Annotated in this window: 17 protein-coding genes; 11 read left to right on the forward strand and 6 right to left on the reverse strand. The window is 33.9% G+C overall.

The genetic code is table 11. The features are described 5' to 3' along the window. The first annotated feature begins 43 nt into the window (after positions 1–43). The 6 genes from QWY92_RS14880 (at position 44) to QWY92_RS14905 (ending at position 7258) form a co-directional block, all read left to right on the forward strand. Positions 44–1951, forward strand: a complete 1908-nt coding sequence (locus tag QWY92_RS14880) for a DUF3857 domain-containing transglutaminase family protein (RefSeq protein WP_290272634.1) — start codon at positions 44–46, stop codon at positions 1949–1951. A 154-nt stretch (positions 1952–2105) separates the two neighbouring features. After that, positions 2106–2432, forward strand: coding sequence for a nucleotide pyrophosphohydrolase (locus QWY92_RS14885; RefSeq protein WP_042503119.1), 327 nt, complete (start codon positions 2106–2108; stop codon positions 2430–2432). Between the two features lie 34 nt (positions 2433–2466). Beyond that, entirely contained in the window at positions 2467–3693 is a 1227-nt protein-coding gene (locus tag QWY92_RS14890) for a 3-phosphoshikimate 1-carboxyvinyltransferase (RefSeq protein WP_290272639.1), read from the forward strand. 114 nt (positions 3694–3807) lie between these two features. Further along, positions 3808–4857: a tRNA preQ1(34) S-adenosylmethionine ribosyltransferase-isomerase QueA gene (gene queA, locus QWY92_RS14895; RefSeq protein ID WP_290272641.1), complete on the forward strand. Its 1050-nt coding sequence runs from the start codon at positions 3808–3810 to the stop codon at positions 4855–4857. Between the two features lie 312 nt (positions 4858–5169). Next, entirely contained in the window at positions 5170–6210 is a 1041-nt protein-coding gene (gene rlmN / locus QWY92_RS14900; RefSeq protein ID WP_290272643.1) for a dual-specificity RNA methyltransferase RlmN, read from the forward strand. Positions 6211–6280: 70 nt separating this feature from the next. Continuing rightward, positions 6281–7258, forward strand: coding sequence for a polyprenyl synthetase family protein (locus QWY92_RS14905; protein ID WP_290272645.1), 978 nt, complete (start codon positions 6281–6283; stop codon positions 7256–7258). A 9-nt stretch (positions 7259–7267) separates the two neighbouring features. Here the strand turns inward: QWY92_RS14905 and QWY92_RS14910 are convergent, their stop codons facing one another. From QWY92_RS14910 to QWY92_RS14920, 3 genes are read right to left on the reverse strand one after another with little or no spacing between them, the layout of a single operon-like run. Continuing rightward, positions 7268–8251 (reverse strand): transglutaminase family protein, encoded by a 984-nt coding sequence (locus tag QWY92_RS14910; protein ID WP_290272647.1) that lies wholly within the window; start codon positions 8249–8251, stop codon positions 7268–7270. Between the two features lie 15 nt (positions 8252–8266). Beyond that, entirely contained in the window at positions 8267–9190 is a 924-nt protein-coding gene (locus tag QWY92_RS14915; protein WP_290272649.1) for an alpha-E domain-containing protein, read from the reverse strand. Positions 9191–9212: 22 nt separating this feature from the next. Next, entirely contained in the window at positions 9213–10652 is a 1440-nt protein-coding gene (locus QWY92_RS14920) for a circularly permuted type 2 ATP-grasp protein (protein ID WP_290272651.1), read from the reverse strand. A 373-nt stretch (positions 10653–11025) separates the two neighbouring features. On the opposite strand from QWY92_RS14920, the gene QWY92_RS14925 reads away from it, so the two are divergent. The 3 genes from QWY92_RS14925 (at position 11026) to QWY92_RS14935 (ending at position 14267) form a co-directional block, all read left to right on the forward strand. Further along, entirely contained in the window at positions 11026–11619 is a 594-nt protein-coding gene (locus tag QWY92_RS14925; RefSeq protein ID WP_290272653.1) for a SprT-like domain-containing protein, read from the forward strand. Positions 11620–11708: 89 nt separating this feature from the next. Further along, positions 11709–12779, forward strand: a complete 1071-nt coding sequence (locus tag QWY92_RS14930) for a mannose-1-phosphate guanylyltransferase (RefSeq protein WP_290272654.1) — start codon at positions 11709–11711, stop codon at positions 12777–12779. Between the two features lie 30 nt (positions 12780–12809). Further along, positions 12810–14267 carry a DUF389 domain-containing protein gene (locus QWY92_RS14935; RefSeq protein ID WP_290272656.1) on the forward strand — a complete coding sequence of 486 codons (1458 nt, stop codon included), beginning with the start codon at positions 12810–12812 and terminating at the stop codon, positions 14265–14267. A gap of 39 nt (positions 14268–14306) precedes the next feature. On the opposite strand, the gene QWY92_RS14940 is transcribed toward QWY92_RS14935, so the two are convergent. Further along, positions 14307–15074: an ABC transporter ATP-binding protein gene (locus tag QWY92_RS14940; protein WP_290272658.1), complete on the reverse strand. Its 768-nt coding sequence runs from the start codon at positions 15072–15074 to the stop codon at positions 14307–14309. After that, positions 15071–15811 carry an MlaE family ABC transporter permease gene (locus tag QWY92_RS14945; RefSeq protein WP_290272659.1) on the reverse strand — a complete coding sequence of 247 codons (741 nt, stop codon included), beginning with the start codon at positions 15809–15811 and terminating at the stop codon, positions 15071–15073. The genes QWY92_RS14940 and QWY92_RS14945 overlap by 4 nt, the downstream gene beginning before the upstream one ends. A 105-nt stretch (positions 15812–15916) precedes the next feature. Here QWY92_RS14945 and pafA point away from each other — a divergent pair, with 105 nt between their 5' ends. Continuing rightward, positions 15917–17554 carry an alkaline phosphatase PafA gene (gene pafA, locus QWY92_RS14950; RefSeq protein WP_290272661.1) on the forward strand — a complete coding sequence of 546 codons (1638 nt, stop codon included), beginning with the start codon at positions 15917–15919 and terminating at the stop codon, positions 17552–17554. Continuing rightward, complete coding sequence (locus tag QWY92_RS14955; protein WP_290272663.1) at positions 17554–18363, forward strand: DNA/RNA non-specific endonuclease; 810 nt, start codon at positions 17554–17556, stop codon at positions 18361–18363. Before pafA ends, QWY92_RS14955 begins: the two co-directional genes overlap by 1 nt. Positions 18364–18441: 78 nt before the next feature. Here QWY92_RS14955 and QWY92_RS14960 read toward each other — a convergent pair whose 3' ends face one another. Next, positions 18442–24525 carry an alpha-2-macroglobulin family protein gene (locus QWY92_RS14960; protein WP_290272665.1) on the reverse strand — a complete coding sequence of 2028 codons (6084 nt, stop codon included), beginning with the start codon at positions 24523–24525 and terminating at the stop codon, positions 18442–18444. Between the last annotated feature and the right edge of the window lie 116 nt (positions 24526–24641).

Below are 24641 nucleotides of genomic sequence, written 5' to 3' on the forward strand. Positions count from 1 at the left end.
TCAACCTCACTAAAAACTAGTCCTAAAAACTTACGACACCTTCATGAACTTAAAAAGTATATTGTCCTCTCTATTTATTTTTACTACAATTTTAGCTTTTTCACAACAAGATTTTTACACCAGTTTTTCCATACCAGATAACCTCAAACAGAATGCCAATGCCGTGGTGCGTTTAAATGATATTGCTATTGTTTTAGAATCTTCTAGTGCCATGCGAGTTACTGAAAAAAGCATTGTAACAGTATTGAATAAAGAAGGAGATCAAGCTGTAAATACCCATTTGTTTTACGACGATAATGTAAAAATTAAAACATTAGAAGTTGAAGTTTATAATAATTATGGGAAGCTCCTAAAGAAAATAAAAAAGAAGGATTTTAAAGATGTTAGCGCGGTGCCTGGCGGAACATTGTATTCGGATTCGCGTGTTAAATATTGCGAATATACTGCGGTTAGTTATCCGTACACCATAGTATTTTCTTCGGAATTTGAAACGGCAAACACGGCATTTATTCAGTCGTTTTCTCCTTTAAGCGGTTATTTTGTCAGTGTTGAAAATAGTAGTTATACGCTAAGTTTTCCGGAAGCGCTTTCTATCAGAAAAAAAGAAAAAAACATGGAAGGCTTAATGGTTTCAAAAGATATTTCTTCTACTAAAATACATTACGTAGCGAAAGAGCTTGAAGCTTTAAAACCGGAAGATTATAGCCCGAATTTTTCAGAAATAATACCTATGGTGATGTTTGCTTCCAAACAATTTAATTTAGAAGGAGCGTATTCCGAAGTAGAAAACTGGAGCGAATTTGGCACATGGATGTATCATGATTTAATTAAAGATACCCACGATTTATCGGTTGGTACCATAAATAAAATACAGAAATTGGTTAAAAATGAGCCTGATAATATTTCAAAAGCAAAAAAAATATACAAGTACGTTCAAGATAAAGTACGCTACATCAGTGTGCAAGTCGGTATTGGTGGATGGAAACCTTTTAATGCTTCGGAAGTCGATAGGTTAGGGTATGGCGATTGTAAGGCACTTACGAACTACACCTTGGCATTACTTAAAGCTGCCGGAATAGAATCGCATTATGCAGTGGTTTTTGCTGGAGATTCACAACGTAGTTTAGAAAAAGATTTTGCGGGCATGCAGGGCAATCATGTTATTCTGAATATCCCAAATAATGATGAGGATATCTGGTTAGAATGCACCAGCCAGAAATTACCTTTCGGGTTTATTGGTGATTTTACAGATGACAGAGATGTATTGGTGATAACACCCGATGGCGGAAAAATAAAACATACTAAAAAGTATCTTGCTGCAGAAAGTTTACAAACCATAAACGGCACATGCACGGTTTTAAATACGGGAGCAATTAATGCTACGGTAGCTATTAAGTCTGAAGGAATTCAATACGATAATAAGTATTGGTTAGAGACTGAAACCGCACGCGATTTAGATATTCATTATAAAAGGCAATGGAAATACATCAATAACCTGTCTATCGATAATATGGCTGTTGAAAATAATAAAAACGATATTGAATTTACGGAGTTAATAGCCTTTCAAGCTCAAAATTATACGAAGCAAGTTGGCGACCGTATGTTAGTTAATTTAAATGTTTTTAATAGAAGTAAGCATATTCCAGATCGTTATAGAAACCGAGAATTAGCATTGAAAATTAATCGAGGTTTTACAGATGTTGATGAGGTTGAAATTATTTTACCTTCAGAATATAAAATAGAATCATTACCGAAAGGCCAAGTTTTAGAAAGCGAATTCGGAAGTTATAAAATAGAAATCACAGTTGTAGATGTCTCTAAAATTAGTTATAAACGCACATTTAAGATTAACGATGGCATATTTCCTAAAGAAGATTATGAAGCATTTAGAACATTCTATAAAGAAGTTGGTAAGCTCGATAACGCAAAAGTTGCATTAATTAAAAATTAACAGTCACTGTCAAGTTAAAAATGAGCTGGATTTAGGGAAATCTATTGTGGAATCTTATAAATTTGTAAAAGAAAGTCAGGTTGCTATTATTGATGATAAAATTTTGCACAAATGATAGAAAAAAGAACAAACAAATAGTTTTAAGTAAAAAATAATGAATATAGAAAACGCACAACAAGAAGTTGATAATTGGATTAAAGAACACGGTGTTCGTTATTTTAACGAGTTAACCAATATGGCTCAACTTACTGAAGAAGTAGGGGAGGTAGCTAGAATAATAGCCCGTAGATACGGCGAGCAAAGTGAAAAAGAAAGCGATAAAAACAAAGATTTAGGTGAAGAATTAGCCGATGTTTTATTCGTTGTACTTTGTTTAGCAAACCAAACCGGAGTCGATTTGCAAAAAGCTTTCGACGAAAGAATGTATAAGAAAGGAAAACGCGACCACGATAGACACCATAATAACGAAAAATTAAAGTAAATTAGCAGGCTTTAAGATGTTATAGAATTTTACAATGAATATTACCCTTCACAAATCGAAACTCGAATCTCGTAAATCAGAAATTACCATAACCGGTTCTAAAAGTGAATCGAATAGATTACTGCTTTTACAGGCTTTATATCCAGAATTTAAACTCGAAAACGTTTCAAATTCGGACGATAGTAATTTAATGACGAATGCTTTAAGCTCACAATCCGATGTTGTGGATATTCATCATGCCGGTACAGCCATGCGTTTTTTAACCGCCTATTTTTCAATACAAGAAGGTAGAACGGTAACCTTAACAGGTTCGCAACGTATGACGGAGCGTCCAATAAAAATTCTAGCAGAAGCCCTTCAGGAGCTAGGTGCCGAAATTAGTTATTTACAAAACGACGGATTTCCGCCTATAAAAATCATAGGTAAAAAGCTAACAAAACATAAAGTTGCTTTAAAAGCCAACGTAAGCAGCCAGTATATTTCGGCTCTATTACTTATAGCTTCAAAGTTAGAAAATGGGATCGAATTAACCTTAGAAGGTGAAATTACATCGGTTCCATATATAAAAATGACGTTAAGCTTACTCGACGAAATAGGCGTAGAGTCATCATTTGTAGGTAATGTTATTACCGTAAAACCAAATACAAAAGCATTAACACCAAAAACATTGGTTGTAGAGTCAGATTGGTCTTCAGCATCATACTATTTTAGTATTGCCGCTATAAGTGATATTGGTACCGAAATTACGCTATCATCATACAAAGAAAACTCTTTACAAGGCGATTCTGTATTAGTCGATATTTATAAACATTTTGGTGTAACAAGTACGTTTAATGGTAATTCAGTAACCCTTAAAAAAGTATCTGATAGTACTGAGCCTCTAAAATTAGATTTAAAAAATGCACCAGATATTGCGCAAACCATTGCAGTAACCTGTTTTGCATTAGGCATGCCTTGCGATTTAATAGGTTTGCATACCCTAAAGATTAAAGAAACAGATAGATTAGTTGCTTTAAAAACCGAAATTGAAAAATTAGGTGGCGAAGTAAAAATCACAGATAAGTCTTTACATTTAGCAGCATCTACAAAAATTAACGAATTTGTGCCTATTGCCACGTATAACGACCATAGAATGGCCATGGCCTTCGCACCATTAGCATTAAAAATACCAATAATTATAGAGCATGCCGCCGTGGTATCTAAATCATATCCAACGTTTTGGGACGATTTAAAAGCCATCGGTTTTAAAATAACAGAATAATAATCTCGCATTTACTTGACAACCCCTATGCTCAGATTGTATATTTGCAAGCGTTAGAATCGTTTTGAGGGCAACTTAAAACATTTAGAACACACTAACTTAAAACCTTTATTAATGAAATTATCACATTTTGGTTTCAACTTACCAGAAGAATTATTAGCAGAATATCCAGCTGAAAACAGAGATGAGTCACGTTTAATGGTGCTTAATAGAAAAGAGCAAACCATTGAGCATAAGATGTTTAAAGATCTTATAGACTACTTTGAGGAAGACGATGTTTTAATTTTAAACGACACCAAAGTTTTTCCAGCCCGTTTATACGGAAACAAAGAAAAAACAGGTGCCAGAATCGAGGTTTTTTTATTAAGAGAATTAAACGAAGAGCAACGCCTTTGGGATGTTTTAGTAGATCCAGCACGTAAAATAAGAATTGGAAACAAACTTTATTTTGGTGATGATGAAACTTTAGTAGCTGAAGTTATCGATAATACCACCTCAAGAGGACGTACTTTACGTTTTTTATATGATGGATCGTATTCAGAATTTCGTAAAAAATTAAACGAACTAGGAGAAACACCACTTCCAAAGTACATTAAACGCGATGTAGAACCAGAAGATCAAGATCGTTACCAAACCATATATGCTAAAACTGAAGGTGCCGTAGCAGCACCAACAGCAGGTCTTCACTTTTCTAGACATCTATTAAAACGTTTAGAAATTAAAGGTGTTAATTTCGCAGAGGTTACATTACACGTAGGTTTAGGAACATTTAATCCTGTTGAAGTAGAAGATTTATCGAAACATAAAATGGATAGCGAAGAGTTAAAAATCGACGCTAAAGCCGTAGAAATTGTAAACCGAGGTCTTGCTGAAAAACGTCGTATTTGCGCCGTTGGAACTACTGCTATGCGTGCCATAGAAAGTGCTGTATCAACAAGTGGAAAGTTAAACGAAGTAGAAGGTTGGACTAATAAATTTATTTTTCCTCCTTACGAATTTAGCATTGCAAACTCAATGATAACTAACTTCCACACACCAAAATCAACTTTGTTAATGATGATTTCGGCGTTTGCAGGTCACGATTTTGCTAAAAAAGCTTATGAAGAAGCCGTAAAAGAAAAGTATAAATTTTACAGTTATGGTGATGCGATGTTAATCATCTAATCCCATTCAAAATAATTTAAAAGCCTCGATAATTCGGGGCTTTTCTTGTTTTTGGGCATTTCCCTGCGGGTCGGGCTTTCCGCTATATCTTTTTGTAAAGCATCCCGTTTATCTCAAATTTAAACCTTTTTATAAAATAATTCATAAATCTAGAAATTAGTAAAATGTACTTTTACAAAAAGGATGCCGCATCAATCCCTAATGCGCTTATCTGCAAAGCTTCAGCATAAAACAACAATTATTAGAAGTTTATGTAACAAGTTCAGTCCTAAATTCGGCAAAAGCAAAAGCTTTCACTATTTTTGCAACCAAATGGAAAACAAGAAAAAAGACATACGCGCATTAACCAAAGAACAATTAAGAAATTTCTTTGTAGAACAAGGCGATAAAGCCTTTAGAGGTAATCAAGTTTACGAGTGGCTTTGGCAAAAATCGGCTTACAGCTTCGAAGATATGACAAACGTATCTAAAGAAACACGCCAAATGCTCGAAGACAATTTTGTAATTAATCACATTAAAGTAGATACCATGCAACGCAGTAGCGATGGTACAGTTAAAAATGCGGTACGTTTACACGATGGATTAATTGTAGAGTCGGTTTTAATTCCAACAAAAACAAGAACCACAGCCTGTGTTTCTAGTCAAGTAGGCTGTAGTTTAGATTGTAAGTTCTGTGCAACCTCACGTTTAAAACGTATGCGTAACTTAAATCCTGACGAAATTTACGATCAAGTTGTAGCAATCGACAACGAAAGTCGTTTATATCATGATCGCCCTTTAAGTAACATTGTGTTTATGGGGATGGGAGAACCGCTGATGAACTATAATAACGTAATTAAGGCTATCGACAAAATTACATCTACAGATGGCTTAGGCATGTCGCCAAAACGAATTACGGTATCCACATCTGGCGTTCCAAAAATGATTAGGAAAATGGCTGATGATGAGGTTAAATTCAATCTAGCAGTGTCATTACATTCTGCTATTGATGAGGTGCGCACGAAAATTATGCCTTTTAACGAAACTTTTCCGCTTAAAGATTTAAAAGAATCCTTAGAATATTGGTATTTAAAAACTAATCGAAAAATTAGCTACGAATATGTGGTTTGGAAGGGGATTAACGATAGTAAAAAGGATATTGATGCCTTTGTTCAGTTTTGTAAATATGTACCATGTAAGGTCAATATTATTGAATATAACCCGATTGACGATGGCGAATTTCAGCAAGCTTCAAACGAGGCTTTAGATAATTATATTAACGCTTTAGAACAAAACAGAATTGTAGTTAATGTACGCCGAAGTCGTGGTAAAGATATTGATGCGGCCTGCGGCCAATTAGCAAACAAAAGTTAGCAGTTTTGCAGTAAAATATTTAATATATAGCATTGTAAAACTTATATTTGAATTCACTTAATCTTAGTCCTTGAAAATAGTAGAACAAATAAAGCAACCCATCGCTTACGAAATGGATCTTTTCGAGCAAAAGTTCCAGCTGTCTATGGCGAGTAAAGTGGCTTTGCTTAACCGAATTACACATTATATTGTAAACAGAAAAGGGAAGCAAATGCGCCCTATGTTTGTGTTTTTAGTATCTAAAATGGTATCGAATGGCGAGGTGAGCGAGCGTACCTATCGTGGCGCTTCGGTTATCGAATTAATTCATACGGCCACATTGGTACATGATGATGTGGTGGATGATAGTAACCGCCGTCGTGGTTTCTTCTCCGTAAATGCTCTTTGGAAGAATAAAATAGCCGTATTAATTGGTGATTATTTACTCTCTAAAGGACTATTACTTTCTATTGATAATAATGATTTCGATTTACTAAAAATCATATCTATTGCCGTTCGTGAGATGAGCGAAGGAGAACTTCTTCAAATTGAAAAAGCTAGAAAATTAGATATTACAGAAGCTGTGTATTATGAGATTATTCGTCAAAAAACAGCCACTTTAATTGCGGCTTGTTGTAGTTTAGGGGCTGCTTCTGTTAAGCCTGAATCGGAACATGTGGAAACCATGCGTAAATTCGGAGAACTTATCGGTATGGCTTTTCAAATTAAAGATGATTTATTCGATTATAGTGATGCGCAAATAGGGAAGCCTACAGGCATCGATATTAAAGAACAAAAAATGACATTACCTTTGATTTATGTGTTAAATCAAGCTTCTAAAAAAGATAAGAAATGGCTTATCAATTCAATTAAAAATCATAATAAAGACACCAAACGTGTCAAAGAAGTTATTGGGTTTGTAAAAGATAACGGAGGTTTAGATTACGCCATAGACAAAATGAAAGGATATCAAATGGAGGCTCTAGAACTTCTTGCGAAATATCCAGAATCCGACTATAAAAATTCATTAAAATTAATGGTGAATTACGTTATAGACCGTAAAAAATAAACCACAATATTATTGTTGCTGCTGTTGTTGCTGTTGGTGATTTTGTTTAAGACTTTCACTTTTTTGAATTTTAGCTAAACTACGTTTGTAGCTATTTGCTTTTTCGGCATCTATAGCCTTGTCAATATCATTAGAGCTGTTGTCTGATTTACTCGTTTTAACAGAAACTTTTACTTGCATCTCGGCTTCTACATTGCCTTTAAAAACACCTTTAACAGGCGAGCAATCACTATAATCTCTTCCTATAGCTAAGCGCACATGGTTTTCGTTTGCAATAGCGTTGTTTGTAGGGTCGAAACCTAACCATCCATAAAACGGAATATAAGCTTCAATCCAAGCATGTGTAGCGCCTTCTCCACGTGTAATTTCGTCATTCGGACAAATGTAACCACTAACATAGCGTGCCGGAATACCAAGCATTTTTATCATACGTAGTAATACGTTGGTAAAATCTTGACATACACCAGCTTTTAACTCCCATGCTTCTTCTAAAGGCGTTTTTACATTGGTTACGCCTGGTTTGTAATCGAAATTGTTATGAACATATTCGCTAAGTGTTAATACGGCTTGAAAAGGCGATTTGGTTTTTAGCATAAGATCTAAAATAATATCTTCAATATCTTGGCTGCCAGCAAATGGTTTATGGGCTGTAAAATCAATAAAATCAATCGTGTTTCTTATCCGTTTTAGCTCCGTCCATTGAGCTGTTTTTTCAACAGTGTCTTCAGGAATAAGTTTGGGAGATGTTACCACTTCTATTTCCGAAATAATGTTTAATTCGTTATGTGGTTCCGTAATCATGAAGGTACCAACACGGTTATTGTAAAAATCGTAAAATGTTTCAATAAACGGGTTATTGGTAACGCCTATAAGGTGCGATGTTACTTTTTGATAATCGTCATTAATAGGGTGTAAACGTGTTAAGGTTGCACCATCGATAACGTTAGCACTATAATTGTATTTTGTAATATGTTTAATGAAAAATGTAGCCATAATGAAAAATGTAAATCAATTATTAGAATTGTAAACAGCATTAATATTGGACGAGATATTACTAATATCTTCCTTTATACCATTTATGAAATTATTTAAACCTTGGCTGTTAATATTTTCAATAGTGGTGTATTTTATAGAACTTTCAAGTTTTCCGATTAAAAAATCTAAATTGTTTTTTTCAAGCTCGTTAGTTTCAATTAAGCGATCAATATGTCTGCTAAGTTTGTTAACACAGTAAAAAACAGATCGAGGAAAAAGATCGTCTTGAAAAACCATGCTAATCACGTGTTCCTCGTTAAAGGTTGATTTATGCTTTTTTAAATAAAGCTGATAACCTCCAATGGATAACAATAGATTTTTCCAGTAAAAACTTTGTTCTAAGCTATCGGAAGTATTCCCGATTTCTGTAAGTTTAAGTGAGGTGAAATCGGCAATTAAGTTTACACGTTCTAAGAATTTCCCAACATTCATAAAGTAATATGATGTGCCACGTTCTTGTGTAATATCAGTTGTGCCATTATATATTAAATGGTGCTTACGTAGGTCTTCTAGGAACTGGACAGGATCTTCTTCACCTAATTTTTCGCGTAAATTTTTGTTCGTTAAAAACAAGTAATAATTATTAACACACAACCAAAGTTCTCGTGAAATATGCTCCTGAACACTGCGGGCATTTTCTCTTGCTTTAGTAACTAAGTTCACTATGGAATTAGAGTTGTTGGTATTAAATACCATAAAATCGATGCACTCTATGGCATCTTCTGTGTAGTATTCGTTATCAAATGCGGTAAAATTTTTCATGATTGGCGTCCAAGAAAATAACTCGGGCGAATCTTGATTGGCTGATAAATTCACCTTAAGCAAACTTAAAATACCACTTCCCCGTTCCATATATCTATCTAACCAAATAAGATTATTTGCTACTCTACTTAACATACGTATTTATTTTTTTTGAAAATTATTCTAAAACCCAAGTATCTTTACTGCCGCCACCTTGTGAACTATTTACAACGAGCGATCCTTTTTTAAGCGCAACTCTGGTTAATCCACCAGGACAAATATCAATGCCATCGCGACCAGAAAGAGCAAAAGGCCTTAAATCGATACAGCGTGGTGATAATTTACCATCGATGTAGCATGGCGCAGTTGAAAGTCTTAAAATAGGCTGAGCTATAAAATTTTCAGGTTTTTTCTTAACAGTATTTAAGTAATCTTCTATTTCTTCAGGTGTGGCTTCGTGGCCCATAAGCATACCGTAACCACCACTACCATCGGTTTTTTTAATAACCATGTCTTTTATGTTTTTGGTAACATAAGCCAACTCGTCTGGTCGTCCTAATTGGTAGGTTTCAATGTTTTTTAGAAGTGGTTCTTCATCTAAATAATATTTTATCATGTCTGGAACATAAATATAAATGGCTTTATCATCGGCAATTCCAGTACCTGGCGCATTTACAATATTTACATTGCCTTTGCGGTAAGCGGCCATAATGCCGGCAACGCCAAGAACACTTTTTTCATTAAACTCAAGGGGGTCTAAATAATCATCATCTACACGTCTATAAATAACATCCACTTGTTTTAAACCGTTAGTGGTTTTCATGTAAACAAAATGATTTTTAACAACCAAGTCACTACCTTCAACTAATTCAATCCCCATTAATCGGGCAAGAGTTGTATGTTCGTAATAGGCAGAATTGTAAATACCTGGAGTTAATAAAACAACATTAGGATTGCTGTTATAAGAAAGTTCTTTGAGCTTTTTGTATAGTAAGTTAGGATAATTAGAAACCGAGCGTACTTTGTTTTTTGGAAGAATTCCAGGAAATAATCGTTTAGATATCTCACGGTTTTCTAACATATAACTTACACCTGAGGGGGTTCTTAAGTTATCTTCTAGCACATAAAACTCGCCATCGTTATTCCGTATTAAATCGACTCCGGAAATATGAACATAAATATCGTGAGGTACTTTTACGCCTTTCATTTCGCGTAAAAAATTTGGACACGAGTATATTAATTCACCAGGAATTATACCGTCTTTTATAATAAATTGATCATTATAAATATCTTTAATAAATAAGTTTAAAGCTTTTAGACGCTGTTTAATACCGGCTTCAATTTTTTGCCACTCATCGGCCGTTATTATTCTTGGTACAATATCAAAAGGGAATATCTTTTCAATACCTTCGTTATCATTATACACCGTAAATGTAACGCCTTGACTCATAAATAACTGCTTTGCAAGATCTTCTTTTATAGTCAGTTTTTCTGGCGTTGTGTTTTCTAAGTATTTAATGAAACCTTCGTATTGCGATCGAAATTCGGCACTGTCGTTGTACATTTCGTCCCAGGTACTAGCTAGTTTATCGTAAGTAGAGAATAAGTTGTTGTTCATATTGTTTCAAGGATATGGTCAAATATAACGATTAGTTAAAAAATATCTATTCTTTTAGGATTATAACTAAGTAAAATTCATCATTTATTAGTTTTTGTTAGAAAATGTATAGTTTTTTAACTTTAATTAATTTTTTTGAAGTCTAATTTTACGAGTTAAATAATTTAAGATTCGAAAAGTTAATAAAAATTATGACAATTTAGTGGGCTAAATCAATTATTTAAAAATAACTTAATGTAGAAGAAAGTTTTTTATTACAACAACGTCGTTATCACGGCAGTAAAAAAATCTAGTTTTTGTTGAAGCGGTAATCTTAATGTTTTTTTATTAATTATTAAGCGTGTTGTTTTAGTAATTCTTTATTTTTGTAATAATGTTAAACCTACTTAAAGACTACATACCTAATACCGCGCTTAATCAAGTTTTAAAACTGTTAGAACACGATAATTTGGCGGTTAAAATAAAAAATGAACGTAAAACGCGACATGGTGATTATAGGCAAATGCCTAACGGAAAACATCAAATAACCATAAATTCTAATTTGAATGTTTATCGGTTTTTAATTACACTTATTCATGAAATAGCACATTTTGATACCTATAAAACCTACGGGAAAAATATAAAACCCCATGGTGTGGAGTGGAAATACACTTTTAAGCATTTAATGTTACCATTTTTAAATCCTGAAATTTTTCCTAACGATTTGTTGCCTCTTTTAGCTAGACATTTTAAAAACCCAAAGGCATCGAGTGATACTGATACCGATTTAGCCTATGCATTAAAGCAGTTTGATGCGCCTAATAATAAGCACTATGTTTTTGAAGTACCAGCAGGAAGTACTTTTAAATTATATAATGGTCGGGTTTTTAAAATGGTAAAAAAGAGGGTGAAACGCTTTGAGTGTGTTGAAATTAAAACAGGAAGGTTATATTTGTTTAATCCTAACGCAGAAGTTGAGTTGGTTTAAGTCTTAAACATATAAGGCGGCACCATATGTCAACAATAGATGAAAACTTGAGTAGCAATTGAGTTTTTATCGAAATAAAAAGATAAAGTATGAATAAAAATTATTACGCCATATTAATGGCAGGTGGAGTTGGATCTCGATTTTGGCCAGTAAGTACAAGTGAATTCCCAAAACAGTTTCACGATATGCTGGGCACTGGAGATACGTTAATACAGAAAACATTTCAACGTTTATCCATGTTAATCCCGAAAGAAAACATTTATATTTTAACAAACGAACGTTACAACGATTTAGTTTTAGAGCAGCTTCCCGAAGTGACTCAAAAACAAGTGGTTTTAGAGCCTGCCATGCGTAATACAGCGCCTTGTATTTTGTTTGCATCTTTAAAAATTCAGAAAGAAAACCCAGACGCATTAATGATTGTTGCGCCAAGTGATCATTGGATTGAGGATGAAAAAATATTTTCTAAAAATGTAGAAGAAGCTTTTAATTATTGCTCAGAAAATGATGCTTTAATGACGCTTGGAATTAAGCCAACATTCCCTAATACCGGTTTTGGATATATTGAATTTGATGAGAAATCTTCTGATAGAATAAAGTCTGTAAATCAATTTCGAGAAAAACCAGATTACCAAACAGCAAAAAGTTTTATAGAACAAGGTAACTTTTTATGGAATGCCGGAATATTTATGTGGAGCGTAAAGAGTGTTGTGCAAGCTTTTAAAAATAATCAACCCGAATTGTATCAATTGTTTGAATCTGGAATTCCGTCGTATAATACAGAACTTGAAGACGGCTTTATCAAAGAAAATTATCCTAAAGCTGAAAATATTTCAGTGGATTATGCACTTATGGAAAAATCGAATAATGTATTCGTTATAGGAGCAGAGTTTGATTGGAACGATCTTGGAACCTGGGGAAGTTTATACGATAAACTAGATAAGGATAATAATAATAACGCCATTCTTAATGCCAACAATTTAGTTGAAAACGCCGAAGGAAACATGATTAGAACTCGTAAAGGAAAAACGGTTGTAGTCGATGGTTTAAACGATTATATTATTGTAGATAACGATGATACATTGCTTATTTATCCTAAAAAGAAAGAACAAGATATTAAACAAGTTTTACAGCGTCTTAATGAAAAGTACGATAATTAGAAATTAAGTTTTTTTGAAAATTAATATAGCATGGAAGAGAATAAATTTAACTTTTCAGAAGAGGACGCTCAACTAAAAAAGGATAAGAATGTAGAGGAATCTAAAAAGGCAGTTAAAAAGGATGCCGAAGGTTTGTTAAAAAGCATTACTGTGTTTTTTAAAGAATTGTTGGATTTTAGAGACGATACCGATCGCGATGCCACTATTGAGGCAATAAAAGCCGATATTCCTTTTAAGGGCGCTACGGCTTGGATTTTAATTTGCTCTATATTTGTCGCTTCCATTGGGTTAAATGCCGATTCAACAGCGGTTGTTATTGGTGCCATGTTAATTTCTCCGCTTATGGGGCCAATATTAGGTATTGGTATGTCCATTGCTATAAACGATATTGATACGCTTAGAAAATCGTTAATAAACTTAGCAACGATGCTTGTACTAAGTTTATTAACCGCTTTTTTATTCTTTAAATTTTTCCCTTTAGGGAATCAAGAAACCTCAGAATTATTAGGACGTGTAAAGCCAGATATTAGAGATGTACTTATTGCCTTTTTTGGCGGTTTAGCCTTAATTATTGCCCGTACTAAAAGAGGAACAATTGCATCGGTTATTTTTGGTGTTGCTATTGCTACAGCATTAATGCCGCCTTTATGTACCGCGGGTTATGGTTTGGCACATGGAAATTTGACCTATTTTTTAGGAGCCATGAATTTGTTTACCATCAACACTATTTTTATAGCTTTGGCAACATTTATTGTACTTAAACTTCTTAGGTTTCCAATGCTTAAATATGCTAATTCGGCTAAAAGAAGACGTACTGCGCGTTTTGCTGCATTGGTGGCAGTGGTTGTCATGATTTATCCAACAATTACCTTTTTAAGAGTTTTAAAAAGCAGCGGTTTCGAAAATGATTATAATAATTTTATTTCAAAAGAAATTAAACTGAATCAAGATCTTTGGTTTCAAAACTCAACACTAAATACGGAAGAGAAAAAAATTACGCTTTATTTTAATGGTGAAATAGCAGAAGCTACAGAGTCCGATTTATTGAACGAGCTTAAAAGTTATGAGAAAATCAGTGATTTTAAATTAGAGATTTTTGGTAATAAAAACAGGAGTTTTGATAAAATTTCTGATGCTTATGATAGAGCTATTAGAGATTTAGATGAAAAGGATCATATTATTTCTGGTTTAAGGAATGAAGTAGAAGTTTTACGCGAAGAACTTCGTTTTGTAAATGGCGGGAGTAGCGTGGTGTCTTTCTCTAACTTATCCCGTGATGCGAAAGTTAGATTTAGCGATTTAATGTATTTTAGTTATGCAAAAACACTAGAATCTAAAGATTTTATAAACACCGATACATTGGAGGTTGCAACCGTAAAATGGAACGAAACTTTAAATGATAGTTTGATTGCTATAAAGGAAAAACAACTAAACGATTGGTTGAAAGAACAATTAAAAGCAAAACAAGTTATTATAAAAAGAGATTAATTATAAAAATAAAAGCTTTAAAATAATGTGTTGCCGGTTTTAGCTATTTTCTTCTAAGTACATTTTACGTACTTTTTTAAACAAGTTAGATGAATAAACAAAATCGGTAACCACTTTGTTATCCGTTCTAAAAATGGTGTCTTTAGAGCCTTCCCAAGCTTTTAAACCATCTTTTAAGAACACGATTTTTTCGCCAATTTCCATAACCGAATTCATGTCGTGTGAATTAATTACCGTAGTAATTTGGTATTCTTCAGTAATTTCTTTTATTAAATTATCAATAACAATCGATGTTTTTGGATCCAATCCCGAGTTTGGTTCATCACAAAATAAATACTTAGGGTTATTTACAATAGCACGGGCAATAGCCACGCGTTTTTGCATACCTCCCGAGGCTTCACTAGGCATTTTTTTATGAGCATCATCAAGGTTTACTCGTTTTAAAACAAAATCCACACGGTCCTGCATTTCGCTTTTACTCTGTTTTGTAAACATTTGTAAAGGGAACATTACATTTTCGGCAATAGTCATCGAATCGAATAATGCACTTCCTTGGAAAACCATGCCTATTTTGGCACGCATATTTCGCTTTTCATCTTCTGTAAGTTTGGAAAATATATGACCATCATAAGCAATGCTGCCAGATTCATAATCAAATAAACCTAATAGGCATTTCAGGAAAACGGTTTTACCCGAGCCACTTTGCCCGATAATAAGGTTTGTTTTTCCTTTTTCAAATGTGGTTGTAATCCCTTTTAATATATGAGCTTCACCAAACGATTTCTGCAAATCTTTAACTTCTATCATGCGCTTAATAACATTTGGGTTAGTAAATAATTTAAAAGAATAATAGCCACACTAGTCCATACAAACGATGTGGTACTGGCTTTTCCTACTTCCAAAGCGCCACCTTTCATATAGTATCCATGAAAAGAAGGTATGGTTGCTAATAAAAAGGCAAATACAAATGTTTTTATAAAAGCATAAGCAATATGGAATGGAATAAAATCCATTTGTATACCTACAATATAATCTTCTAACGAACTAAATCCACCATAAACACAGGCAGCCATACCTCCTAAAATTCCTAAAAACATGGCGATAGAAATCACAAACGGATACAGCATTAAAGCAATGAATTTTGGGAAAACTAAATAATTTAATGAGTTTATTCCCATAACTTCCAAAGCGTCTATTTGTTCCGTAACACGCATCGTACCGATACTCGATGTGATAAATGAACCCACTTTTCCAGCCATAATTATCGAAATAAATGTGGGTGCAAATTCTAAAATAATAGATTGCCTGGTAGCAAAACCAACCAAATATTTCGGAATTAACGGATTGTCTATGTTAAGTGCCGTTTGAATTGTAACTACACCACCCACAAAAAAGGCGATAAAGGCTACAATCCCTAGAGATCCAATGATTAAGTCATCAATATCTTTTAATATTAATTGCTTCATTACGCTCCATTTTGTTGGTTTACGAAACATCTCAGCAATCATTAAAAAATAAGCTCCTATATTATGTAGGTACGTCATATATAAATTTGAAATGCTAAAGTAAAAAAAGTTACTCGGATTTAACGATTATTTTAAATTATCATGTTTTTAAAATATGTATTTTTGAACCTTAAACCTATTATAATGAATAAAAATATTTTCTTTTTAGTTGTAGTCTTTGTGTTAAGTTTATCTTCTAAGGCACAAAATAAATCTGATGAAACCAATCCGAAATTGGTTGTTGGTATTGTTGTAGATCAAATGCGCTACGATTATTTAACAAGATTTGCAGACCGATACGGAGAAGGCGGTTTTAAACGTATGATGAGTGAAGGTTTTAATTGTAAAAACAATCACTTTAATTATATCCCAACATATACAGGGCCAGGTCACGCATCTATTTATACAGGTACAAGTCCAAAATATCATGGTATTATCGCAAATAATTGGTACGATAAAGAATTAAAAACCATGGTGTATTGTGCACAAGACGATTCTGTTTCTTCCGTAGGAACAAAAACAGATGCAGGAAAAATGTCTACGCAACGCATGAAAACAACAACATTTGCCGATGAGAATAGATTATTTACGCAAATGCGAGGTAAAACTATCGGTATTTCAGTGAAAGATCGTGGTGCTATTTTACCAGCAGGACACACAGCGAATGCGGCTTATTGGTTTCAAGGAAAAGATGAAGGTAACTTTATTTCGAGTACATTTTACATGGAGGAATTGCCTAAATGGGTGAAGAAATTTAATAAATCAGGTACAGCAAAATCATATCTTAAACCTTGGAATACTTTGTATGATATTGAAACGTATTTAGAAAGTGGTAGCGATTTAAATGATTATGAAGGTGGTTTTAAAGGACAAGAGACAGCTACATTTCCTTACGATTTAGATGCCTTGAAAAGCAAAAATGGCGGTTTCGATATTTTAAAAGCTACGGCTTATGGTAATAGTTTAGTAGCCGATTTTGCTTTAGCAGCATTGGTTGGTGAAGATTTAGGAAAGGATGAGTTTACCGATGTTTTAACGGTTAGTTTTTCTAGTACCGATTATGTTGGGCATAACTTTGGAGTGAATTCTAAAGAAATTGAAGATACATATTTACGTTTAGATAAAGATTTAGAACGTTTCTTTAAAGGATTAGATGCTGAAGTTGGAAAAGGAAACTATACGGTGTTTTTAACTGCAGATCACGGTGCAATTAATGTGCCTGCTTATATGAGGTCGAAAAAAATTCCAGCAGGATATTTGAATAATAAAGCCATGAGAACAAAGTTAGAGGCATTTATGCAAACAACTTTTAAAGCAGATGATCTAATTGAAAATATAAGCAATAATCAAATATTTTTAAATCGCGAAAAGATTAAAAGTTTAGGTTTAGAATTAGAAGCTGTACAAGATGCTATTGTTAACGAAATAATTAATTATACCAATGTTTACAAAGCTTACACCGCAACAACTATGGGAAAAGCTTCTTTTACAACGGGTATTGAAAAATTACTTCAAAACGGATACAACCAAAAACGCTCTGGTGATGTTTTAGTAATTCAAGATCCAGCATACATATCTTACGGAAAAACAGGTTCTACACACGGTAGTGGTTTAAATTATGATACGCATGTGCCGCTTTTGTTCTTCGGAAAAGGAATAAAACATGGTAAAACGTTTAAGAGAACAGAAATTACAGATATTGCTCCAACAATTTCAGCGTTATTAGATATTAATGCACCTAACTTTAAGATTGGAGAGCCTTTAGAATTTGTTTTAGAATAATGACGAAACGGAAAGTACTATCTATTATCGCAGTCATTATTCTTATCAGCGTTTATGGTTACGAGCATTTTTTAGTTGAAGAAGAAAAAAATGAAATTGTAATAGAAGGCAAGGTCTCTAAGAGTGATACAAACGAATACTTTTTACCAACCAGTACAACAGGGCAAATTGTACATCACGATGGATATTCACTATCTTATAGCGAACCTTATGAGCAAGCGGAATGGGTTGCTTATGAGTTGAAGAAATCTCATTTATCGAAAAATGATTTTAAACGTCCGTATTTTGAAATAGATAAAGCCGTAAAAACAGGCGCAGCAGATTGGCGTAATTATAAAAAATCGGGTTATGATCGTGGGCATCTTTGTCCTGCTGGCGACCGCCGTTACAGTAAAGAAGCGCATGATGAAACATTTTTAACCAGTAATATTAGTCCGCAAAAGCACGATTTTAATGCTGGTATTTGGAACACACTAGAACAGAAAGTTAGATATTGGGCAAGTAAATATAATGGCGTTTTTGTAGTAACAGGTGGTGTGTTAAAGGGACATATGAAAACCATTGGTGACGAGCAAGTAGCAGTGCCAAATCAATTTTATAAAGTTTTGATTGATAATAATTCGGGTAACACTAAAATGATTGCTTTTTTAATGCCTAGCGTAGAATCTAAAGAACCTTTATATAAGTTTGTTGTCTCTGTAGATGAAGTTGAAAAACTTACAGGAATCGACTTCTTTCCAGAGTTAGAAGATAGTTTAGAAAACAAATTAGAAGCTTCTAGTAGTTATAAAAGCTGGAGTTTTAATTAGTAATTCTGTTTATAATATAAAAGCCGCTTTAAGTGTAACACTTGAAGCGGCTTTTTTAATTAAATTACTTTGAGTTTTCTAGTCAACAAAAACACGTACACCTTCACTATGGCTGCTAAATTCAGGAGCATACATACTTTGTATTGTGGTGATGCCGTTACTCATATTTCCGGAGTTATTTACACGTAAATCGTATTCAAAAACATAAACGCCTTTCGGTAAATAATCAAAAAAGAAGTTTGTGCTTGCATCTTTTGTGCTTTCATAATAGCCTAACCCATCTTGCCACTTATACGTCGATATTACATTTATCGGCTCAAAACCTGCTGCACGCATATCTTTCATATGGACGAATTCCATAGCTCGGTCGCTGCGTAATTCAATACGAACTCTTACTAAATCGCCTACTTTTAAAGCGGTGTTTTTATTGATTTCAGTAATTTCTTCACCAGTATCAGTATTCGTTTTTAAGAATAGTTTCTTCTCTAATTTTAAAGGGGTTTCTGCGGAAGTAATCTGGTCTAAATCTTCAAAATATTGCCAATATAAACTTCCCCAAGCTATACCATTTCCTTTTTTAGTTAGGGTAACATCGGCCATTTCGGACTTAATTTCTGAAGTATTCCAAGACGTTTTATAATATCCCGTTCCTGCTTCAATTTTTACATTTTCTAATTTTGAAGCTTCAATTTTTTGTCCGCCCAAAACCACTTCTACCGCATCTGTAACACTTAACCAATCGCTGCCTTGCAGTAATAAAGCATACACAGCATCGGTTGTAGATTTTGTGGTTTTCCAACGGTTGGTTTGTTTGTTTTTAAGTAACCAGATTTTTAAATTGTCAATAGTTTCGGTATCGTTTTCAATTTCAGAAAAAGCTTCAATAAGTAAAGCCTGTGTTTCAATAGGCGCTTGATACCAGTACCACGAGTTGGTGTTAGCTTTCCAATACATGCCTAACTCTTGCGATGTAATACTCGTTTCTTTTAAAGATTTTAAAATTTTACTTGCTGTAGTTTTATCAGCATTTCTATGAGAAATTAAAGCCATTAATCCTTTAGCATATAAAGAACGTTTCAGCCAATATTTCTGAATTTGAGTTTGATAGTAAGCGCTAATTGTTTCAACTTCTTTCGATTTTTTCACTTCGGAAAAGAAACTTCTCATGTATAAATAATGCAGTTGCGTATAGCTTAAATGATCTAAACTTAAATCTACATTTTTATCGTATTTTCTAATATCGTTATATTCTTTAACAAATTCAGCATCTAGAAAACGAATAGCTTTGGAAATCATTTCCGCCGTATCATCTGTGTTTTCGGTAACCGAAAGTTGTTTTAAGTGCCCAAAACCAGTAATAATATGTTGCGTGATGTAACGGTTTTCGCGTCCGCCTTTAAACCACGGCCAAGCACCAGATGTCATTTGGTTGGCGTTTAATTTTCCGATAGCCGATTGCAATTCGTTATTCATTTTGTTTAAATCAAATAATAGTGCAATGCGTTTTTTCTGTTCGGTTTCGCTTTGTGCATCACGTAACCACGGCGTTTCCTGTATTAAAATGGATTTTAAATCTTCGTTTTTTTCCAAGTTTGAAAGTAGAGCATCGGTGTTTTTCCATTGATTAAAAACCTCTTGAATTCTGGGGTTTGAATTCGCAATATGGCTCGCCAGCGCATTGGCATAATAGCGACTAAAAGTTTGTTCGTTACACTCATACGGATATTCCATAAGGTAGGGTAGTGCTTGTACCGCGTACCATGCCGGGTTCGATGTGATTTCTAAAGTCAGCTTATGGTTTTTTAGCGTTTCCGAGTTATTCGTTTTCAACTTATCTAGTGTAAACGTTTTGGTTTGGTTGCTACGTACCCACATTGGTAAGGTTTCAGTAACCAACATACGATTGCTTAAAACAGGTAAAGCGTTCTGTTCGCCATCGCTATAATCGCCAGCTTTTGCTACAATTTTGTACTGCACAGCTTGCACATTTTGCGGAATAGTTAATTGCCAAGCCACTTGCGTATTACCTTTAGCATTAATGGTGAAATTTTTATTGTTGTCCGAATTTCCTAAATCAACATCAATACTTTTACCTGTAAGCGCATCGGTTAAAATAAGTTTAGCTTGTCCAGAAAGCTGGTTTTTTGTTAAGTTAGAAATTTTAGAACTTATAGAAATCACATCGCCTTCTCGTAAAAAACGTGGCGCATTCGGCGTTAACATCAACTCTTTTTGTGTAACGGTTGTTAAGGTTGTCGTTGCACTTTCTAGCGTTTTTGTATGTGCTAATAACTGTAATTTCCATTGGGTTAAAGCTTCGGGTGTGCTAAAGCTAAAACTGATGTTTCCTTTATCGTCCGTTTTTAACTGCGGAAAGAAAAACGCCGTTTCTTGTAAGTTTTTCCGAATTTGAATAGCATCGAAATTGGTTTCGTTTTCTTCTTCAGAAAGTGCTCCGGTAAGATCTTGTTTATTTTCTGTGCCGTATCCAACAACAACCGTTTCGTCTAAACTAGATACATCACTTTCCATTTCCATCATCATTTCTGGAGATTCCATACGATCTTCTACAATTTGAACACCTGCTACACCTCCTGATAATTTTTTAGACATACTGGCCATACCACGAACCATCATACTTCTAGTTTGACGCCCAAAATAAAAGCCAAACCAATTTAATTGATCGAAATTTTGTTGTGGGTATCTCACATTTTCATAATCGTTATACACTCGAAAATCACTAGTACCAAATCCAATTTGCGATCTGCTTTGGCTTTGCGTATAATTCGTTTGTGATGGCAACGGATTAAATTGCCAAGCATGATATTTAAATTGATCAAGCGAAGCATCATACATACTTGCCAATACCTCTGCACTTGCTTTTTCGCCGTAAGGGCCTTTGATTTTGAATTGCCAAGTTTCGTCGGTTCCTGGTTGAAGTTTGTCTCTAAAAGTGAGCGTTTCAATAGTTAATTTACTTTCAGGATATGGAACTAAAAGGAAAGCTGTACCCGATTGATAACTATTAAAGGCAGCAAAACTATAGTTAACTGAAATGCCTCCTAAGTCTGCTTTTTCAATAGGAATTGTTATCGTTTTTTTGTTATTATTTAGATGAACGAGCTCAGTACTTATTATTTTCTTATCCTTTTCTATAGAAACGGTAACCGTAATATTTTTGGCAGAAGACGCTAAGGTTATTTTAGCTTTGTCTCCCACATTATAGCGGTCTTTATCACTACTTATACTAAACAGTTGATTGTCGGCTAAGGTTTTGTCATGGGGGCTAAATAAGGTGGTTTTGGTTTCATCTTTTACTAACTGACCAAATTTATCCTTACTTTCTAAAGTGATAATGTATTGTCCGGAAGCCCAGCTTTTAATATGCCCTAGCTGAAGCGTTTTTTTCGTATTTGTATCAAAGGTTTTATCGAAAAGTAATTCGCCTTTTTTCCAGTTTTGGGGTTGATCTTCCTTAGTATAGGCATCATGTGGAAATAAACTTTTAAAAGCGTCTTCGGAAAGTTGTTTGTAATCTGGAGCTTGCCATGGGCGTGGTCTTAATACCGATTTTGGAGCCTCGAGTTTGTATATTTTAATACGACCATTAGCAGGAGTAAATTGGCCGTTTAGGTTTTTTGTATCAATTTTAATTTCATGATTTTTATTCGTTTTATCGAGCAGTGCATCAATGCTTAAATTCGCAACTAAGGCGTGATATCCAACACGAACAGAAGTTGTGGCGCTACGAGTTTCACCATTAATGTCGGTAACATCGGCTGTAATTTCATAATTAAAAATAGGTAAACTTGTTTTATCCACACTTTGGTCGGGCATAGCATCGAACAAAATTTCAAATTCACCTGTCTCATTTGTGGTGGTTTCACCATGTGTAATTTCTTGAGATTCACTACTAAAAAACGGACGATACCAATAATACCAACGCGGATAATTCACTTTTCGGTGTACACGGTAAACCACTTTGGCATCGGTAATATTGCTTCCGGCATAAGCTAAAGCAGTTCCGGTTACTGTAATTTTATCATTTACTTTATAAGTTTCGGTTACTGGTTTGAATGTGGTTTCAAATTTTGGACGCTTATATTCTTCAACAGAAAAGGAGGCTCTACTAGATAGGTGAATTGGCCCAGAACTATTTATAATTTCAATAGAATATGCTCCATTTAAACCGGTATTTGGTAGGATGAATTCGCCAGAAACCGAACCAAATTCGTTTGTTTTTAGGGCTAATTCATTTATGGTTTCATAATTCGAATTAAATAATTTAACCTTAACATCAAAATTGGCCAAAACTTCCGATTTATTAGCTTCCGTTTTCATTGAAATACCTTTGAAATATACGGTTTGTGCTGGACGATAAATACTTCGGTCTGTAAAAAGGAAGGCTTTGTAAGTAGTGGTCTCTTCTTGCTTGTCGTAATTTCTATTGATATAATAATCGCCGAAATAAGCCAAATCGTCATCAGATTTTACTTTTAATCTCACATTTCGGTACCACTTGCTATGGCTTTTTTCAATTTTAACATCACCTAAATTTTTAGTGGTATACTGTTCCGTTTTACTCACTTTAGAATAGTCTACATCATAAGTTAATTCAACTTTGGCATTTTCAATAGGTGCTCCTGTATTTCGGTCTATAATTTGAAATATTTTATATTCCGAAGTTTCAGTTTCAACCAAAGCCATATTAGAAACCTGAATATCTGCAAAAGCGAAGTTATTTTCACTATTGGTAGGTGTTGAAGCTACTAATAAGTACCAACCATTATCCAGTTTCGGGACTAAAATTTCGGTACTATGCGTTTGATAATCATTTTCGTCTTTTAGTTGATTATTCCATGTTTCAGTAGCTGTTAAATTATTAATAAAGGCCCATTGTTCATCCTTTTGGTAAATTTTGTTGAATTTTTCAATTTGTTTTTCACTGACTTTGTAAGCTTTAAATTGAAGGGCGTCTATGTTTTTATATTTGACTAGAACACGTGCGTTTTGTTGAATAGGAAGAAAGTTTTCAGTAGTAACTTCAAGTGATTTTCTTTCGATGGTACTTTTTAGTACAGCGCATTTTTCGGCTGCTCTGCTTTTTGGGAATTCAGAAATAACGGAATTACATATTTCAATGGCATCTTTGGCTTTCCAACGGTTTGTTTCTACGGTTAAAGGTTGATATTTCTGGCTTTCATTAAAGTAGATTGTCGCAATTTCAAAAGCATATAACCCCGAAACTTCATGAGTTTTTAATTGTGCTCTTTCTGTTTTTAAGGCTTCAAGTAATAATCGCTCTTTATCATTAAATGTGGCATGGTTTTCAACAAATTTCAGGCGTTCAATATTTATTTCCGCTAAAGCGAAAGGCGAAGCATCTTTTAAATGAAATCGTGTGACATCTTGATAGATTTTTAAAGCGTTCAATTGAAGTGATGTGGCATCTTTAGATTCGATGTTTAAGGTTGAAAAAGTTTTAGAATCCTTTAGATAATCTGGATTATCAATTTCAAATTTATATGCTGGTTTTGTAATATGAGTCTCGTCGGTTTTGTAAAAATCTAAAGCGGCATGATTTAAAAAATCGAAAAGTGTTGGTCGATAAATTTTTGAGTTTTCTTGCACATTCAGTAAAACATCATACTGCGCTAAATCTTCCTGTTGAAGCATTAAACCATTTTGTAACGAGTTTTGAAAATGGTCATGAATTTCAGTGAAAAGTGTTTGTAAATCCCAGGTTCTAAAATCTTCGGTATCTACTTTTTCGGTGGTTTTGGTACGGTTGTAAAATTTCCAACGGTTTTGCTGAAAATATTGCCAGTATAAATTAGCTAAAACACTTTCTAATATATTTTTAGTAGGGAAGTCACTGTTGTTAATTTTTAATTTAAAATCAGTTATAATCTCTAGTTGCGCATCGTCTTCTAAAACCATGGCATATTTGCCTTTATAAAGCATGGTTTTTATAATTTGCGGTTGGTTTTTGTCTTTTTTAGCTTGGGCTTCTATGGTAGCTACAACTTTTAAGGCTGATTTTGGTAACCCTTCAGATTCAAAGCTAGCCACAGACTTCCATAATTCGGAGTAGTCGGAGTTTTGTGCGGAAGATAGGTTTGAAAAAAGTAGCGTCATTAATATAAACAGTGTGTTTTTCATGGTTTTAATTTATCTCTTAAAGTATATTCAAAATCCGTTCCAAAAAATGATGAATGCGTAAACGGTTTCTTTGGATGAGTGAAGTTAACCATTTTTCGAGTAACCGAGAAAGTTTA

The organism is Algibacter miyuki (genome assembly GCF_030409805.1).
Taxonomy (GTDB): domain Bacteria; phylum Bacteroidota; class Bacteroidia; order Flavobacteriales; family Flavobacteriaceae; genus Algibacter; species Algibacter miyuki.